This window comes from Gemmatimonadota bacterium (assembly GCA_009838645.1).
Lineage (GTDB): Bacteria > JAAXHH01 > JAAXHH01 > JAAXHH01 > JAAXHH01 > JAAXHH01.
On record VXRC01000029.1, the window covers coordinates 1,126 to 17,132 of the forward strand.

Sequence of the window (16,007 nt, forward strand, 5' to 3'; positions counted from 1 at the left end):
CCGTTGTGGACCGTGTATCCGTGTCGCCATCAACGGCGTCGATTGAAGAGGGCGACACACGGCGGTTCACGGCGACAGCCTATGAATCGGACGGCACGGTGATCCCGGGCAAGACATTCAGTTGGACGAGCAGCAACCGTTCGGTTGCGACGGTAAGCCCGTCATCGGGATCGTCGACGACGGCCCGGGGAGTGAATGCGGGTTCCACGACGATAAGGGCATCGGTGGACGGCAAGTCCGACACGGCGAGGTTGACGGTCACGGAGCCGCCGCCCGTTGTGGACCGTGTATCCGTGTCGCCATCAACGGCGTCGATTGAAGAGGGCGAGACGCGGCAATTTACCGCCACGGCCTATGAATCGGACAACACGGTGATCCCGGGCAAGACCTTTACGTGGTCGAGCAGCAATACCACGGTCGCGACCATCAACTCGTCGGGTCTGGCCGAAGGCAAGCAGGCAGGTTCCACGACGATCACGGCCTCGGTGGACGGCAAGTCCGATACGGCTACGCTGACGGTGACCGAGCCGGCGCCGATGTTGAGGAGTCGTACGGGTACGATTAGTGGTCGAAATAACTACAATTCTGGTGGATCAGTAACACTAAGCCAAACATCGGACGGGAAGCTCGAGCTCAAGATTACCGGACTGTCCACACCGAGCGGGGCGCCGGATGTGTATGTGGCGCTATATACCAGCAGTAACATTAATTGGGGAAGTGGTGCTAGTCTACCTTCCGGTGCCAGATCATTTGGCGAAGTGTCGCGGCAGTCGGGGACCAAGACCTGGACTTTTACGCCTGCCAGCGGAGAAAACATCGATTCATGGGACTACCTTATTCTTCACTGCAGGGCGATCAATCAAGAGGTCGGGAGTACGTCATTGAGCAATTGATAAACAAAGGAGTACTAGTGTGAACAAACTTGTACTTGCCGCGCTGATCACCGCCGGTATGGTATTTCATGCCTCCGTCGCCTATGCCGGTGGATGGACCCAGCCCCAGGGCAAGGGGTATTTCAAACTCAGCCAGCAGATCATCCGCGCCGAATCACTTTTCCTTGCGACCGGATCCAAGACCGAGATACCCACCGTGAGCGGCTATACGACAGGTCTTTACGGCGAATTCGGCTTGATTGACCGGGTGACCCTGGTGGGATATATGCCGGTTTACACGAACTTTAGCATTGATATTGAAGGATTCGATTCCACGACCGGTCTTGGTGATTGGGACGTAGGAGTCAGGATCGGGCTACTTACCGGCGGACCAACGGTGGTCAGCCTTCAAGCCCTTGCGGGATTGCCCCTGGGCGATTCGGGGGGCGATATAGTTCTCTGGTCCGGTGACGGTGAATTCAATCAACATTTCTCACTTCAAGTAGGTCATTCGCTCTACCCCGTACCTGCCTACCTAAAGGGTGAAATCGGATACAACAACCGTAAGAGCAGCGACAGTCGCGACGACAATTACGCCGACGAGTTGCGCTACAGCCTGCAGGCCGGTTATACGATCGCCGAGCGAGTTGGCGTCGCATTGAGCCTTCGAGGAATAAAAGCCCTCGACAGGGCGGACGACGAGTTTCATCCGCGTAACGATGTCGAGTACTTGTCCTATGGCCCCCAGGTCGATTTCTACGTTACGCCCAACGCGGGGATTACCGCCAGTATGACCAGGTTTACCCGGGCCCACAACATGCTGGACGCCCCAACGTGGGAATTCGGGGTGTTTCTGAAACTGTAGGAATCAGCCGATGTCGAAAACCATTCTAATTGCCGCGATGCTCGCGGGCTTCATCCTTCCAGCAAGCACGGTATTCGCCGGGGGATGGACGCACGCTCCGGGCAAAGGTTACTTCAAGCTGAACGAGCAGTTGATCAAGAGTGATTCGTATTTTCAGCCGTCCGGAAGAAAGACCGACATAACGGAACTGAGCCGTTATACTACCAGCCTGTATGGTGAATTTGGCCTTGTAGACCGGTTGACGCTTGTTGGTTACATTCCCTTCTACCAGCGGGTCAGCGAAGACCGGCACGGGTCCGAAACCAAGACGGGTACCGGGGACTGGGAGCTTGGCGCCAGGATTGGATTGCTCACCAACCGGGCCACGGTCGTGAGCATTCAGGTCATGGCCGGTTTGCCGCTTGGAGATTCCTATACCGATCAGGAAGTCGGCCTGTTCACCGGCGATGGTGAATTCAACCAGTTATTTTTGCTCCAGGTCGGCCATTCACTGTGGCCGACGCCGGGTTATCTTAAAGCTGAAATCGGCTTCAACAATCGTGAAAGCGATTACTCCGACGAACTGAGGTACGCCCTCGAAGCGGGGTTCATGGCTGGCGAGCGGGTCGGGTTTTCCGCCTGGGTACGTGGTGTGAAAGCCCTTGGAACGGCGGATGGCGAGTGGACCCGGAACGATCAGCAGTACGTGTCCTTCGGTCCTGAAATCAACTTCCACATCACGTCCAGCGCGGGGATCACCGCGGGCGTGACGAAGTACATGGGCGCACACAATGTGCTGGACGCTCCTGCGTGGGATATCGGCGTATTTTTCAACTTGTAGTCCAGCTTCGGCAAACTAACCGCAAGTCGATCAAGGATTTCCGAAACGACCCATGCCGCGCAGAATCCGTTTGACCTTTGTCGATGAAGGCGTATCGGTGGACGCCGAGATGCTGGAAGACGAGGCGCCGAAGACCTGCCAGGCGGTCTGGGACGCCCTGCCCCTGGAGGAGGAGGGCATCCACGCCGTGTATTCGGGCAGCGAGATCGCCTACTTCCTGTCCGACGACATCGTCATTCCGCCCGAGAACCTGACGAGCCGCACGTTGCCCGGCGATATCTGCTACTACCGCTTGGAACCGGGCCTGAAGCACGGATGGCTGGACGGCATCACCGAACTGTGCTGGTTCTACGGCAGGGACGGCCGCCCCAACATGCCGGACGGTCCCGTCGCCGTGAATCTCTTCGCCCGGATGGTCGGCGACGCCAGTGATTTTTTCGAGGTGTGTTACCGCATTCGGCGTGAAGGGATGAAACGCGTACGGATCGAACGGGTCGTTTGAATTCGAATCGCAGGAAACCGATTCCCAGTCGGTCTAATATAACACACAATCCATTCCGATAGCCACCGTCACGGAATCTTGCCAGGATATGCATCTACCCTACAGGTTTTTCGCGGTGCCGCTCTGTCTCATTGGTCTTTTTCTGGCGCGTCCTGCCTTCGCCGACCAGTTGGACGAGGTCAACCCCGCAATCGGGGCCAGACCCATAGACGGGGCCAAACTCTATGAACAGGCCTGTGCGGCCTGCCACGGTTCGGACGGAAGGGGACGGCCGCTTGAAGAACGCGGTTTTGTGCTTGAACTTCCGGACTTTACGGACTGCGAATTCGCGTCCCGCGAGCCCGATCCCGACTGGCACGCCGTGATCCATGAAGGCGGACCCGTGCGGGCCTTCGACCGCATGATGCCCGCCTTCGGGGATGCCTTGACGGACGAGGAGATCTACGCCATCCTCGGGCACGTCCGCACCTTCTGCACCAACGATAACTGGCCCCGCGGCGAATTCAACGTGCCCAAGCCCCTCTTTACCGAGAAGGCGTTTCCTGAGGACGAGACCGTATTCAACGTGAGGTTGGACACGGACGAAAGCAAGGCCGTGGTCATAGAGCCGTTGTACGAGAAGCGATTCGGCCCCCGCGGCATGATCGAAGCGAAAGTTCCTTTCGGCCGCCGCCAGACCGGGGGAGACGACGGGGCGGAGATCGGCTTCGGCGACCTTACCGTGGGCTACCGGTATGCGCTCTACCACAATCTGGATCGCGGTAACGCCTTCAGCATCGGCGGCGAGGTCGTACTGCCCACCGGCGATGAGGACGACGGTTTCGGTACCGGCTCGACCAAGCTGGAGCCCCATGTTTCCTTCGTACAGTTATTGCCCGGCGACGCGTTTTTCCAGTCCCAGGTGCAGATGGACTTCGCCGTAACGGGGACCGCTCCGGACAAGGGTATTGTCCGCACTGCCATAGGCAGGACCTTCACGGAAGGCGAATTCGGCCGGGCCTGGAGTCCCATGGTCGAGCTGCTTGCGTCCCGCGAAACTGTTTCCGGGGCCGACGTCACGCTCGACCTGGTACCTCAAATGCAGGTGGCTTTGAATACGCGCCAGCATATCCTCCTCAACGTAGGCGTGCGGGTACCGGTCGCCAACGGTCAGGACCGCAAGTCGCAGATCGTCATGTACCTGCTGTGGGACTGGTTCGACGGAGGTTTCCGCGATGGCTGGTAGCCGGACCGCGAACCGCTGTTCGTCATGTACCTGCCGTGGGACTGGTTTGACGGGGGATTCCGCGATGGCTGGTAACTGCGCGGGCAGGTCGTGGACCAAGATGTGGGCGCGCGTCACGCTGTGGGCGTACGGCACGCAGGCGCCGCCCGGTCTCGCCTGGCTGGCGTTCGCCTGGCTGGCATTCGTCGGGATGGCATTCGTCGGGATGGCGTGTGCATCCGTTGACGCGCAATCGGTGGACCACAGCACCTTCGCCACTTCGGATCAATGCATCGCCTGCCACAGCAACATCGTCGACGCGGACGGGAAGAACGTGTCCATCGGTCATGTCTGGCGCGGATCCATGATGGCGCATTCCGCCCGGGACCCCTACTGGCAGGCGTCCGTGCGGCGGGAGGTCACCGATCATCCGGGCGCGCAAGCCGAAATCGAGGACACCTGCTCGACCTGCCACATGCCCATGGCGCGCGTGGTGGCGCGGGAGAACGGTGGACTCGGAGAGGTGTTCGCGCACCTCGAAGCCGCCCGACGGGGAGAGGAAAGTGCGCTGCTCGCCATGGACGGGGTGTCCTGCACGGCCTGCCACCAGATACAGCCCGATAATCTTGGCGAGGAATCGAGCTTCGACGGAAACTTCGTGATTCGGACGGAAGCCGGCGTCGACCCGCAGATATTCGGACCGTTTGAGGTGGACGACGGATTGACCCGGGTCATGCAGTCGGCCACGGGTTTCCTCCCGGACAGTTCCACCCACGTCCAGCAGTCCGAATTCTGCGCCACGTGCCACACCCTGTTCACGACGAGCCTGGACGCCGAGGGACGGGAAGTGGCCCGTTTCCCCGAGCAGACGCCCTACCTGGAGTGGCGGCACAGCGCCTTCGCGGAGTCGGAAAGCTGCCAGTCCTGCCATATGCCGGAGACCGCATCGGCGCCTATCTCCTCGGTGCTTGGAGAATACCGGGAGGGTGTCTCACAGCATGTATTTCGTGGCGGCAACGAGTTCATGCTGCGTCTGATGGACAAGTATCGCGATGAACTGCTCGTGACCGCGCCGCCTGGCGATCTTCAGCGCGCCGCCGAGGCGACCCGGGAGAACCTGGAGACGGCCACCGCCCGGCTCGAGGTGCTGGCCGTGTCCCGCGATGAGGAACACATCGCTATCGATCTTGAGGTGACGAACCTGGCGGGGCACAAGCTGCCGACGGCCTACCCGTCGCGAAGGGCCTGGATCCACCTCGAGGTGCGTGATGACGGCGGGAACCTGGTGTTCGAATCCGGCGCCATGAATCCCGACGGGAGCATCGAGGGCAACGACAACGACGCGGACGCGTCCCGCTATGAGCCGCACTACCAGGTGATCGACGATCCAGGCCAGGTTCAGATCTATGAACCGATCATCGCGGACGGATCGGGAAGGGTCACCACGGGACTGCTTACAGCCGTCACCTACGCCAAGGACAACCGGCTGCTCCCGGAAGGTTTTGACCGGGATACGGCCGCCGCCGCTATCATGGTGCACGGCGAGGCGGGGGAAGACGCGGATTTCCAGGCCGGAAGCGACCGGATCCGGTACCGGGTCGAGGCGCCGGACGGCCCGCTGAGCGCCGTGGTCAGGGTCCGGCTGATGTTCCAGACCATCGGCTTCCGATGGGCGCAGAATCTCGCCCCGTACGACGCCCGCGAGACAAAGCGCTTCGTAACCTACTACAACGACAACGCCTCGACCTCGGCCGTCGTGCTCGCCGAGGCGGCCCGCCGGCTGGACCTTCCATAACCTCGGTTCGGATAGTCGGCCCTCTTCGCAACGTCCTGCCGGAATTCATCATTTCCCGTCCGGAACAAGCGGCAGGTTTTCACTGCGTTTCCGTTCGATCTCTTCGGCCGTCTTCTTGATCGCCAGGTGCCGGATGGCGGTCGAAGGATGGGTGGATCCCTCGAGGTCTATGGCTTCAGGCTTTTCCATGGCGATTTTCCACCACACTTCCGCGGCGTTGGCCAGGTCGTATCCGGCCCGTGATGAAAAGTAGGCGCCCACGTAGTCCGCTTCACTCTCGAATTCCTGGGAATACGCCTGGCTGCCGAAGTTGGCCGCGCCCTCCGTCACGTCCTCACCGGTCAATTCCGATACGATGGCGCCCACCAGGGCGCCGATGAGGGTGTTGGCCAGCTGTTTATCCACGTGCCCGAGCGTGATGTGCGCCAGTTCGTGGCCGAGGATCAATGCCAGGGCATCGTCGCTCTCCACGAAGCGGAGCATGGCCGTCGTCATGAACACTGCGGATCCATCGGTCCAGGCGTTCAACTCGTCGCTCCTTACCGCGTGGAAGGGATAGTCGCAAACGGTCGAGGGGACGACCTCGAGGTCGATCGGGTTCCCGTCTCTCCGGATGCTGACGGTCAGCGGTCCGTCCTCGCCGTACTCCTTGACGAGATCATGAAAATCCTCCACCGCGTAACTTCCGGTCCCGGTCCCCTCCCCGTTTATACGCAATATCTCGTCGCCGACCATGATCCCCGAGGTGCCCGCGGGGGACCCCTTGGCGACGGATATAACGGTGACGCCATCGGTTATGGCGGATTCGGAGCGCGCAATCTCCCGCCATTCCGGTTCGTAGTTCTCAAGCGTAGCATACTGAATCCCGAGTCGCAGTGTAGTCTCGTCTTCGCAGAACCGGGCGTTGCTTTCGAGGATGGCGAAGGCCGCGTTATAGAACCTTTGCCCCACTTCCATCTCGTTGTTCCATGCCAGAACCCGTTGCCGGCGGGCTTCTCGCTCGGCCTCCGCCCGGTCCACTTCGGGCACCATGATCGTTGTACCGCAGGCCAGGAGGACAAGGGCTACAGGAATTAAGAACAGCCGTTTCATACGGGGCCTCATTTCATCATACCAGGCGGTTTGCTACTGGAATCGTGAAAGGCAGGGGCGTTGTTTCCGACAATTAGCCTGCTGCGAAAGCGGATGGCAATTCTATTTTCGAATAATCGTCACAAAAGAAATATCCGATACGTAAGTGGAGTTCTTGAGGGTGACGGGAAGATCGGCCGTGTCGGCGTCGCCGGCGGTCGCGTCGCCGGCGGAGAAGGGGGAGGGTTACGCCACGATGGGGATCGACGTCCATCCTGTCGAGACAGTCGTTTGGGGCGGGAACCGCGGAGTCTTCTTCGGGGAGGGCGGGTTCCGAGTATGGACTCACTGTTCACAGGACCGGTGTTCCGGGAACACGCCAGCTTCCGGATTCGGTCCTGTGACAGGTGGTGAATGCAACGTTTGAATGAAACTCGGGAAACACTTTGGTGAACTGCGCCCCTTCAACTCAACGGCCGGCTTCTGCCAGTTCCATCGGGTTCGACCACGCTTTCGTGCCGTCCGGCGCGATGATCTCAAACCGGACCCAGCGCGCGTTGGGCCGCAGTCTGAAAGTGGCCTCTTCGAAGGTTTTGCCGTCCTTTGGCCGGTACTCCGTTCCGTAGGAATCGAACACGGCAAGGATGTTCTGTGCCTCGGAGCACCGGATGCTTGCTTCCACGACGCGATTCCCGTCACCCGGATCGTCGACGCGCCGCAGCCGGATGTCGTGGATTTCGGGACCGGTACTGACGTAGGCGCAGCCCCGTTCCAGCGCGTCGATGATCGCTTTTGCCGAGCGCTCCCTGACCTTCACCATGTTCCAGCCCCCGTAGGTGTCCTTGTTGTCCGATTCGAGGGCGTGGGAATCGTCGTTCGCCAGCGCCGGTACGGGCCGGTCCAGCAGGTCCATCCAGTCGTCCCAGTGCACGGAGGACTCGCCCCGGCCGGCGCAGCGGCAGGTGGTGTTGAAAACCTCTATGCCGGCCAGGCCGTGCAGGGGAAGGGTATCCCGGAGGATGTTGACCGAACTCCAGTGGGGGTGGGCGAGCCAGATCGAGCCGCCCTGCCGCTTGACTTCATCGATCACGTGCTGAGGCGGCATGCGCTTCGAATCCATGTCTTCGTCGATGTTATACGCCAGGAAATGGTGGGTCTGGCCGCCGAAGGGGTTCTCCGGGTGGATCTCCGCGCCCTGCACCAGCACGAAATCGTCCGGCGCGCTCACCGTATCGATACGGGTGATCTTGTAGTGATCGGATATACAGAGGAAGTCGTATCCCTGGTTGACGTAACCGTCCAGCCGTTCCTGGGGGGACGGCTTTCCGTCGGAATTGGTGGTATGGGAATGCAGGTTGCCCTTGAGCCAGAAGTATCCGTCGTCATCGATGTCGAAGGGGCTGATCAGCCCGTCGCTCGCCATGGTGCTCTCCCCGTGGTCTGGCGGTTAATGGTGTCGTGTCGTAGTGAATGGAAACGCTGCTCGTAGCCGGCTTCCGCTGAAATTGCCAGATCCGGCCTCAGCCCAATTCCTCCGTGTACGTCCTGCCGAAGCGGTCCGTCGCCTCGACCACCACCTTCCCGGCGTCGGGTGACACGGGCGCGTAGAACAGGTGATTCGTGGTGACCGGATCCACCCAGGGGCGTCGTTCGGGCAGGTCGGATCCCCGGTGCAGGGTTTCCGAAAGGGGATCGGTCCCGGGTCTCCGGGCCATGGCGCCTCTCCGCACGCCGTCTTCATACCAGACGACCCGCCACTCGGGGTCCCAGTCCCAGACGTTCGCCACGATCTCGTCCGGCGCCCCCGGATCGGCGCCGCGGAGATAGACCCGCATCTGGTGGTTTTCGTCCAGTCCCGTGGACTTGTAGCGCCATCGGATATCCGAACCGTCGACTTCGTAGACGCCGTACCCGCCGGGTGTCCCGTCCCAGCAGATGGGCCCGCTCCACCAGGCGCCGCAGACCGTGCCCTGGACGATTTCGTGCACCCCGCCTTCGAAGATGTGTTCGTGTTCGTGCACGTGGCCGGAAAACACGTGGGCCCGGTAGGGTTCGAGCATCCGGTACATACGCTCGCGGTTCACGGTCGTGGACGAAATGGACGGACTGCCGTCGCCGGTTCGGATATGGCGCGTGGTGTACTGGGGGATGTGGTTGAACACCGCCACGGTCCTGCCGGCTTCCACCAGGGCAAGGTCCTGGGCGAGCCAGTTGAGCTGATCGTCGGTCACGTAACCGATGTAGCCCTGGCCGTGCCAGAACACGTTGTCCAGCACGATGTAGTGGACTTCCCCCCGGTCGAAGGAATAGTAGTTGGGGCCGAAATGGCGGCAGAACGTGCGGACGGATCCGTCGTCGGTCGGGCCGAAGTCCAGATCGTGGTTGCCGACGACCTGGAAGAAGGGCATGTCCATTTCACGCACGCCCCGTTCGTATTCGGGGTAGAAGGTCAGGTCGTCGAACATGATATCCCCGCAGCCCACGCCGAACAGCAGGCGGTCGGCCAGCGCGGCGGCGGTCTCTCGCACGTCGGGGACCGTCTCCGCGTGGAAGAGGCCCATTTCGTAGGCGTCCTGGGTCTGGGGGTCGGAGAGGACCAGGAATCCGTGGCGTTCATCCGATCCGTCCAGGGCCTCGAGTTCGAAGCGCGCGGCCATCTCCCCCGACCCGTCCGCCATGATCGGCCGGTAGAAGGAGGCCGTGCCGCTTGGATTCTGCGCTATGGCGTATCCGGCGGGCGTGGAGATCGACACGAAAGACTGAACCGTATTGGAAACGAGTTCGAAGCGTCCGTCCGCGTCTGTTGACGTGACCGTCAACCCGTCCGTGACCGCGACCCCGGCCAGACTCGCGCGGCCGGCCGTGACGCGTCCGGAGACACGCACCGGGCGGACCGGGCGGACGCCGGCCGCCGCGTTGCTCCCGGCCTGCGGCGCGTAGGGGTCCGCCAGCACGGGAAAGGGCGCCGCCATCGCCGCGGCCGCGAAGGCCGCCTGCTTGAGAAAGGCGCGCCGGGTCAGGGCTTCCCGGTCTTCGGAACGGGTCGAAGATATGCCTGCTTCATCTAAAATCGCTTTAAGGCTGGGGTCCATCGGATGGCTTCCTTTCAACCGCCGGAGCAGGATCCGGAAAACGTGCGAATGGCCGGTGGACCATCCACATCGAGACTTGAAATGGGTATGGATAGATTATACAAAGTCGACACCTGTTAAAACAGGATTTTGTGAACGAAATACGCAGGTTGCGCCGGCTCCACGCTCTGGTCTTCAATGCCGTCGCGCAACACGGTCCGTCCATGGCCCATCCCGGCATTAATGCTTGATGTGACGGCTTCGTGACCATATCATTTCTTTTCCATGAACGAAGCCCCGAAAGGTCCCGATTCCTCCGAGTTCCTGTCCATTCCCGAACCTGCCGGCGCCTACGCGGAACCGTGGACCTGGAGGAAGTTCAGGCGCATGCTCGGCTTCTTCGGGCCCGCCGCGCTGGTGGCGTCCATGGCCGTGGGCGCGGGAGAGACTATTCTGGTTACGGGCGTCGGCGCCTGGGCGGAATACGGCCTGCTCTGGCTCATCCTGCTGAGCGTGCTGGTCAAGGGCGTCGCGGTGACCTACCTGCTGGGCCGCTTCACGGCAGTGAGCGGCCAGCCCTTCGGCCGGATGCTCGCAAAGTTACCGGGTCCCCGAGGCTGGTTCATCCTGACGCTTTTGACCATCGAGCTGCTTGCCCTCAGCATCGCCCTGACGGCGGTCGCCAAGCCCTGCGGCAATCTCGTCGTACACATTTTCTCGGATTCGCTGCCGGCCGGCCCGACCGATACGTTCTGGGCGAACCTGGTCACGACCGTATTCCTGGGCCTGGCCATCGGGTTGAGCCTGCTGACGTCCTACGAGTTCCTGGAAAAGCAGCAGATCATCATCTGCGGCGTCCTGGTGTCCGGCACCATCCTGGCCACGGTGATCGTCTGGCCCAGTCTGGGCGGCGTCCTCTTCGGAACGCTGTCCATCGGGAACCTGCCCGCCGCCCCCGATTGGGCGCCCATCGCGGCCAGGAACGACTACTTCCTTAACCTGGTCACCGTTTTCGGCTACGTGGGAGGCACGTTGAGTACCTACCTGGCCTATTCCGGCTGGGTGGCGCAACGGGGCTGGGGCCTGACGAGTCACGGCGGGATGGAGCGGCTCGGCGGCCGGATCGGCCACACGCTGAAGATCGACTATCTGAAGGAGGATCCGTCGGAGGTGCGGCGCATGCGCGTGCTGCTCTCACCGCTCAAGTGGGACGTGTCCATGGGAGCGCTCGTGCTCTTCATCGTCACGGCCGCCTTCATGATCGCCGGTGCGGTCGTGCTCTACCCGCGGCAGACGGTCCTCCCCGGCAACGCGTGGGACCTGCTCACGAGACAGTCCTCCATCTGGGCGCAGATCCACGCCGCCCTCATCCCCGTGTACTACGTGGCCATCCTCGCGGCCCTCTGGGGCACGCTGGCCACCATACCGGAGGCGCTGACCCGGTTCGCCCACGAATTCCTGACGGCCGTCTGGCCGCGGTTCAAGTCCTATTCCTATCGCAGGCTGCAGACCTGGATCGTGATCTGGTTCTTCGTATCTTCCGCCGCGGCGATCTGGAGCGACATCACCTTCGACCTGATCACGCAGGTCGTAGCGCTTCTGGCCACCAACCTGGGCGTGGGCATCGTCTGCTGCGCGGCCGTCTACCTGAATTTCAAACTGCCCCCCGCATACCGCACCCGACCCGCCATGCTCGTCCTGGGCGTGCTCTCCACCGTGGTGCTCCTCTCGGCCTTCGTCGTCAGCGCCGCGGGCATGCTGCAGAAGTGACGACCCGCGAGACGTCCGGCCTCCCGGACCATCAGGGTTTGAGGTGGTTCAGCAGATTGATGATCAGTCCCGTCAGCACGACGATGGTCGTCAGGCCTGTGCCGACGACCCACATCTTCGTTGCGACGTGTTTCTGGGCATCTTCGAGGGCGGACAGGCGATTGTCGATCTTGTTCAGGCGTTCTACAAGGAAATCCCAACGGGTTGCCGGTACTTCCAACTGATCTTCCCCTGGCATTTCAGTTCCTTCGCGGACTGCGTTTAGTGAACGCCGAATGACATGATGTAAAGGTTATAGTACGGAACGACCGTAGACTCCTCGTAAAAACGTAAAAACACCGACAAAAATCCGTGCCTCGATATACTGCGGCATGGCATCCCGGCAGCGGTGCCGCCGCGCCCCTGTCAGCCGTGCCGCACGGGGTTGGCCAAGTCCCTTTTCGCTTGCGACTCGCGGCCGTTTCGCTTAGTTTGAACCCGTAAGTCGTGGGTTGTTTCGAAGGCCCGGACGGGGAGTGGACATGCAGGACTTTTCCGCGGTACGGCAACGAGACGAAGAACTGTACGGCCTGCTGGTGGCCGAGCGCGAACGCCAGCGGGACGGGATCGAACTCATCCCGTCGGAGAACTACGTCTCGCCGGCCATCCTGGAAGCCATGGGGTCCGTGCTGACCAATAAGTACTCGGAAGGATACCCGGGCAAGCGGTACTACGGCGGACAGCAGTACATCGACAAGATCGAGAACCTGGCCCGCAGGCGGGCGAAGGAACTCTTCGGCGCCGAGCACGTCAACGTGCAATGCTACTCGGGCAGCCCGGCCAATACCGCGGTCATGTTCGGCCTGCTGGACTACGGCGACACGATCATGGGCATGAAGCTCGACCAGGGCGGCCACCTGACCCACGGGCTGCATGTCAATTACTCCGGCAAGTCCTATAACGTGGTCTCCTACGGGGTGCAGAGGGAAACGGGCCGCATCGACATGGACGAGGTCCGCGACCTGGCCCTCGAGCACCGGCCGAAGCTGATCATCTCCGGGGCCACGGCCTACCCGCGGCAGTTCGACTTCGAGGCGTTCAAGGCCATCTCCGACGAGGTCGGGGCCGTGCCCATGGCCGACATCTCCCATATATCCGGTCTCATCGTCGGGGGCGTCCACCCGAGTCCGCTGCCCTTCACGGACGTCGTCACCACGACCACCCACAAGACGCTGCGGGGTCCGCGCAGCGCGATCATCATGTGCCACAAGAAATACGCGAAGGACATCGACCGGGCCGTGTTCCCCGGGCTGCAGGGCGGCCCCCACGATCACATCACGGCCGCCAAGGCGCTGACCTTCAAGGAGGCCATGAGGCCGGAGTTCAAGGACTATGCCCGCCAGATCGTGGACAATGCGAAGGCCCTGGCAGAGACGCTGCTTGGGCACGGATTCGATCTCGTCTCCGGCGGGACCGACAACCACCTCGTACTTGTGGATCTGACCAACAAGGGCATCATCGGCAAAGACGCTGAAACCGCCCTCGACAAGGCCGGGCTGACCGTGAACAAGAACACGGTGCCCTTCGACACGCGATCGCCCTTCAGCCCGAGCGGGATCCGCATCGGCACGCCGGCGGCCACGACGCGCGGAATGAAGGAACCGGAGATGAAGCAGATCGCCGGCTGGATCGACACGGCGATCGAAAACCACGGAAACGACGAGAAACTGTCGTCGATCCATGATGAGGTCAGGGAACTCTGTGCCGGTTTCCCCGTCCCCGGGATTTCCACGGCCGGGGCGGCGCTCATGCAGGAGATCGGCGCCGGTTAGCGCCCGGTTGGCACCGGTCCTTACCGGCCGGCTTCCTGAAGCCCGATCGAGTCTGGCCGCACAGGTCGGACCGGCTGGCCGAAGCCGACTGAAACCAGATCGTGACGGGGAGGTGGCGTCATGTACCGAATGATCTTAGCCGTAGCCGCGTTTGCCTTCGTAGCCGCATGCGATTCGGGCATGCCGAGACAGGACGAGGCGGTTGCCCAGGGCAATTCCGGTGAGGTTGGGAAGGTGACCATTGTCGAGGTCGCTTCCGACGGAACGAAGAAAGGAGCCGTTACGGTGGATAAAGTGGTCAGGACCAAAGATGAATGGAAAGAGCGACTCACCGACGAGCAGTACTATGTCACCCGGGAGAAGGGCACAGAACGGGCCTTTACGGGTAAATACAACAAGCACAATGAAGACGGTGTCTACAAGTGCATCGGTTGCGGCACGCCGCTCTTCTCGTCCAGGACCAAGTACGAATCCGGCACAGGCTGGCCCAGTTTCTACGAGCCGGTCGCCGAAGAGAACATCGACGAGAAGGCGGACCTCAGCTACGGCATGATCCGCACCGAAGTGTTGTGCAAGCGATGCGACGCCCACCTGGGCCACGTGTTTACCGACGGCCCGCAGCCAACGGGCCTGAGGTACTGCATGAACTCCGCTTCCCTGGACTTCGAGCCCGAGAAGCAGGCACCGGCCAAGTAGTAGATCACGGTTAACGGACGAAAAACAGGATCTCTTCAAGGAACGAGCAGCAGGCTCCCGGCCTCCCGGCAAGGAGCGGGAGCCTGCGATACACATGCGCATTACCGACGTCAAAGTCTACCCGGTCTGGGGCGGAAGCCGAAACTATCTCGTCGTCAAGGTGGAGACGGACGAGGGCATCTACGGGATCGGTGAAAGCGGCCTGACCTGGTGCGAACTCGCCGTCAGGGAGATCGTCCTCGCCCTTCGTGACCGGCTCGTCGGCCAGGATCCCACCCGCAGGGAACACCTCTGGCAGGTGATGTTCCGCGGCGGTTTCTTCCCCGGCGCCCACGCTCTTTCCGCCGCGGTCAGCGCCATCGACATCGCCCTCTGGGACATCCACGGCAAAGCGCTCGGCGTACCGGTCTACGAACTCCTCGGCGGCCTGTGCCGGGACAAGGCGGTCTGCTATACGCATTGCGGCGGCGACGGTCCGTCCGGGGCGCTGGTCGACCAGGCGCGCAGCAGGCTGGAAGACGGCTGGAAGTTCATCCGCTGGGGGTTGCCCCACGAAGGCAATGTACTGGAGCCCACACGGGCGGTGCGCACGGGCATCGCACAGTTCCAGGCCCTCAGGGAAGCCCTGGGCGACGACGTCGAGTTGATTTGCGACGTGCATACCCGTCTCGACCCACCCGATGCGATCGCCTTCTGCCGCGCCGCCGAACCCTACCGGCCATTTTTCATCGAAGATCCCCTGCGATCCGAAAACAAGTCGTCCTACCGCATGCTCCGGCAGCACGTCGCCGTACCCCTCGGCGTCGGCGAACACTTCACCAGCAAGTGGGAATTCCGGGAACTGATCGAGGAAGACCTGATCAACTACGCACGCGTGGACCTCTGCCTCGCGGGCGGGCTGACCGAGGCGCGTAAAGTCGCAGGCTGGTGCGAGACCCACTACATCAACCTGGCGCCGCACAATCCCCTGGGCCCCGTGTCCACGGCCGCCTGCCTGCACCTGAGCCTGGCGTCATCGAACTTCGCCGTGCAGGAACTCCCCATTCTGCCGGGCATGCTCCCGGAGGTCTTCCCCGTCCAGGTCGAATGGAAAGAAGGTTACCTGCTTCCGCCTGACCGGCCCGGCTTGGGAGTGGAGTTCGACGAAGAGGCCGCCAAACGACATCCGTACCAACCGGCCCGGGGTCACATGCTTCAGCGCGAAGACGGATCTTTCACGAACTGGTAGAAGATCTCCTGAATGCGTGGCGGGACCGCACACGAAATCGCGTGGCGGGACCGCGTCCGGCCCATGAATGGATGGCAGGTATAAAAAAGCGGTACTAAACAAAACATATGTTTATTATCTTGCCTTCACGATGGCCCTGATCCCAAGGAAATACAGATCCCTCGTGCTGGTCCGCACGCCGGTCTGGCTCATCTGCCTGGCCTTGCTCTGGCCCGTTTCCCTCGAGCCGGAATTTACCGAGGCGGCCCCGGCGGCTTCGTCGGCCCTGTCGGCCACGGCGGCTCCGGCGGCTTCGTCGGCCC

General features: G+C 61.8%; 14 protein-coding genes and 1 pseudogene (1 of these 15 running past the window's edge). 11 read left to right on the top strand and 4 right to left on the bottom strand.

The genetic code is table 11. From position 1 onward, the window contains the following. The 7 genes and pseudogenes from F4Y38_08325 to F4Y38_08355 all read left to right on the top strand — a co-directional run. A pseudogene (locus F4Y38_08325) lies at positions 1-102 on the top strand (hypothetical protein); it begins 1,125 nt to the left of the window's first position. A gap of 89 nt (positions 103-191) precedes the next feature. Then, positions 192-893 (top strand): hypothetical protein, encoded by a 702-nt coding sequence (locus F4Y38_08330; protein ID MXY49293.1) that lies wholly within the window; start codon positions 192-194, stop codon positions 891-893. 19 nt (positions 894-912) lie between these two features. After that, positions 913-1,737, top strand: a complete 825-nt coding sequence (locus F4Y38_08335) for a hypothetical protein (protein MXY49294.1) — start codon at positions 913-915, stop codon at positions 1,735-1,737. A 10-nt stretch (positions 1,738-1,747) separates the two neighbouring features. Next, positions 1,748-2,557: a hypothetical protein gene (locus tag F4Y38_08340; protein ID MXY49295.1), complete on the top strand. Its 810-nt coding sequence runs from the start codon at positions 1,748-1,750 to the stop codon at positions 2,555-2,557. A gap of 52 nt (positions 2,558-2,609) precedes the next feature. Beyond that, a complete protein-coding gene (locus F4Y38_08345) occupies positions 2,610-3,059 on the top strand; it encodes a DUF3830 family protein (GenBank protein ID MXY49296.1) in 450 nt (149 codons plus the stop codon). An 88-nt stretch (positions 3,060-3,147) separates the two neighbouring features. Continuing rightward, entirely contained in the window at positions 3,148-4,284 is a 1,137-nt protein-coding gene (locus tag F4Y38_08350) for a c-type cytochrome (protein ID MXY49297.1), read from the top strand. A gap of 64 nt (positions 4,285-4,348) precedes the next feature. Further along, on the top strand, positions 4,349-6,058 hold the full coding sequence (locus F4Y38_08355) for a hypothetical protein (GenBank protein MXY49298.1): 1,710 nt from the start codon (positions 4,349-4,351) through the stop codon (positions 6,056-6,058). A 48-nt stretch (positions 6,059-6,106) separates the two neighbouring features. Here F4Y38_08355 and F4Y38_08360 read toward each other — a convergent pair whose 3' ends face one another. From F4Y38_08360 to F4Y38_08370, 3 genes are all read right to left on the bottom strand, one after another. Next, positions 6,107-7,162: a M48 family metalloprotease gene (locus tag F4Y38_08360; protein ID MXY49299.1), complete on the bottom strand. Its 1,056-nt coding sequence runs from the start codon at positions 7,160-7,162 to the stop codon at positions 6,107-6,109. A 436-nt stretch (positions 7,163-7,598) separates the two neighbouring features. Beyond that, positions 7,599-8,552, bottom strand: a complete 954-nt coding sequence (locus F4Y38_08365) for a hypothetical protein (protein MXY49300.1) — start codon at positions 8,550-8,552, stop codon at positions 7,599-7,601. A 97-nt stretch (positions 8,553-8,649) separates the two neighbouring features. Continuing rightward, a complete protein-coding gene (locus F4Y38_08370) occupies positions 8,650-10,101 on the bottom strand; it encodes a hypothetical protein (GenBank protein ID MXY49301.1) in 1,452 nt (483 codons plus the stop codon). A 384-nt stretch (positions 10,102-10,485) separates the two neighbouring features. On the opposite strand from F4Y38_08370, the gene F4Y38_08375 reads away from it, so the two are divergent. Beyond that, positions 10,486-11,970, top strand: a complete 1,485-nt coding sequence (locus tag F4Y38_08375; protein MXY49302.1) for a hypothetical protein — start codon at positions 10,486-10,488, stop codon at positions 11,968-11,970. Positions 11,971-12,001: 31 nt separating this feature from the next. On the opposite strand, the gene F4Y38_08380 is transcribed toward F4Y38_08375, so the two are convergent. Continuing rightward, positions 12,002-12,208: a hypothetical protein gene (locus F4Y38_08380; protein ID MXY49303.1), complete on the bottom strand. Its 207-nt coding sequence runs from the start codon at positions 12,206-12,208 to the stop codon at positions 12,002-12,004. Positions 12,209-12,491: 283 nt separating this feature from the next. Between F4Y38_08380 and F4Y38_08385 the strand changes: the two genes are divergently transcribed. The 3 genes from F4Y38_08385 (at position 12,492) to dgoD (ending at position 15,705) form a co-directional block, all read left to right on the top strand. Continuing rightward, a complete protein-coding gene (locus F4Y38_08385) occupies positions 12,492-13,781 on the top strand; it encodes a serine hydroxymethyltransferase (GenBank protein ID MXY49304.1) in 1,290 nt (429 codons plus the stop codon). A 180-nt stretch (positions 13,782-13,961) separates the two neighbouring features. Then, entirely contained in the window at positions 13,962-14,477 is a 516-nt protein-coding gene (gene msrB / locus F4Y38_08390; protein MXY49305.1) for a peptide-methionine (R)-S-oxide reductase MsrB, read from the top strand. Positions 14,478-14,571: 94 nt separating this feature from the next. Continuing rightward, the gene (gene dgoD / locus F4Y38_08395; GenBank protein ID MXY49306.1) at positions 14,572-15,705 is read left to right on the top strand and encodes a galactonate dehydratase; all 1,134 of its coding nucleotides are present in this window, start codon (positions 14,572-14,574) and stop codon (positions 15,703-15,705) included. Positions 15,706-16,007: the final 302 nt, after the last annotated feature.

What these genes read in the sequence shown, in the direction of transcription:
- F4Y38_08360 (MXY49299.1), bottom strand. Translation starts at nt 7,162, where the DNA reads ATGAGGCCCCGTATGAAACGGCTGTTCTTAATTCCTGTAGCCCTTGTC.
- F4Y38_08375 (MXY49302.1), top strand. Translation starts at nt 10,486, where the DNA reads ATGAACGAAGCCCCGAAAGGTCCCGATTCCTCCGAGTTCCTGTCCATT.
- F4Y38_08340 (MXY49295.1), top strand. Translation starts at nt 1,748, where the DNA reads ATGTCGAAAACCATTCTAATTGCCGCGATGCTCGCGGGCTTCATCCTT.
- F4Y38_08365 (MXY49300.1), bottom strand. Translation starts at nt 8,552, where the DNA reads ATGGCGAGCGACGGGCTGATCAGCCCCTTCGACATCGATGACGACGGA.
- F4Y38_08385 (MXY49304.1), top strand. Translation starts at nt 12,492, where the DNA reads ATGCAGGACTTTTCCGCGGTACGGCAACGAGACGAAGAACTGTACGGC.
- dgoD (MXY49306.1), top strand. Translation starts at nt 14,572, where the DNA reads ATGCGCATTACCGACGTCAAAGTCTACCCGGTCTGGGGCGGAAGCCGA.
- F4Y38_08370 (MXY49301.1), bottom strand. Translation starts at nt 10,101, where the DNA reads ATGGCGGCGCCCTTTCCCGTGCTGGCGGACCCCTACGCGCCGCAGGCC.
- F4Y38_08355 (MXY49298.1), top strand. Translation starts at nt 4,349, where the DNA reads ATGGCTGGTAACTGCGCGGGCAGGTCGTGGACCAAGATGTGGGCGCGC.
- F4Y38_08350 (MXY49297.1), top strand. Translation starts at nt 3,148, where the DNA reads ATGCATCTACCCTACAGGTTTTTCGCGGTGCCGCTCTGTCTCATTGGT.
- F4Y38_08345 (MXY49296.1), top strand. Translation starts at nt 2,610, where the DNA reads ATGCCGCGCAGAATCCGTTTGACCTTTGTCGATGAAGGCGTATCGGTG.
- F4Y38_08380 (MXY49303.1), bottom strand. Translation starts at nt 12,208, where the DNA reads ATGCCAGGGGAAGATCAGTTGGAAGTACCGGCAACCCGTTGGGATTTC.
- msrB (MXY49305.1), top strand. Translation starts at nt 13,962, where the DNA reads ATGCCGAGACAGGACGAGGCGGTTGCCCAGGGCAATTCCGGTGAGGTT.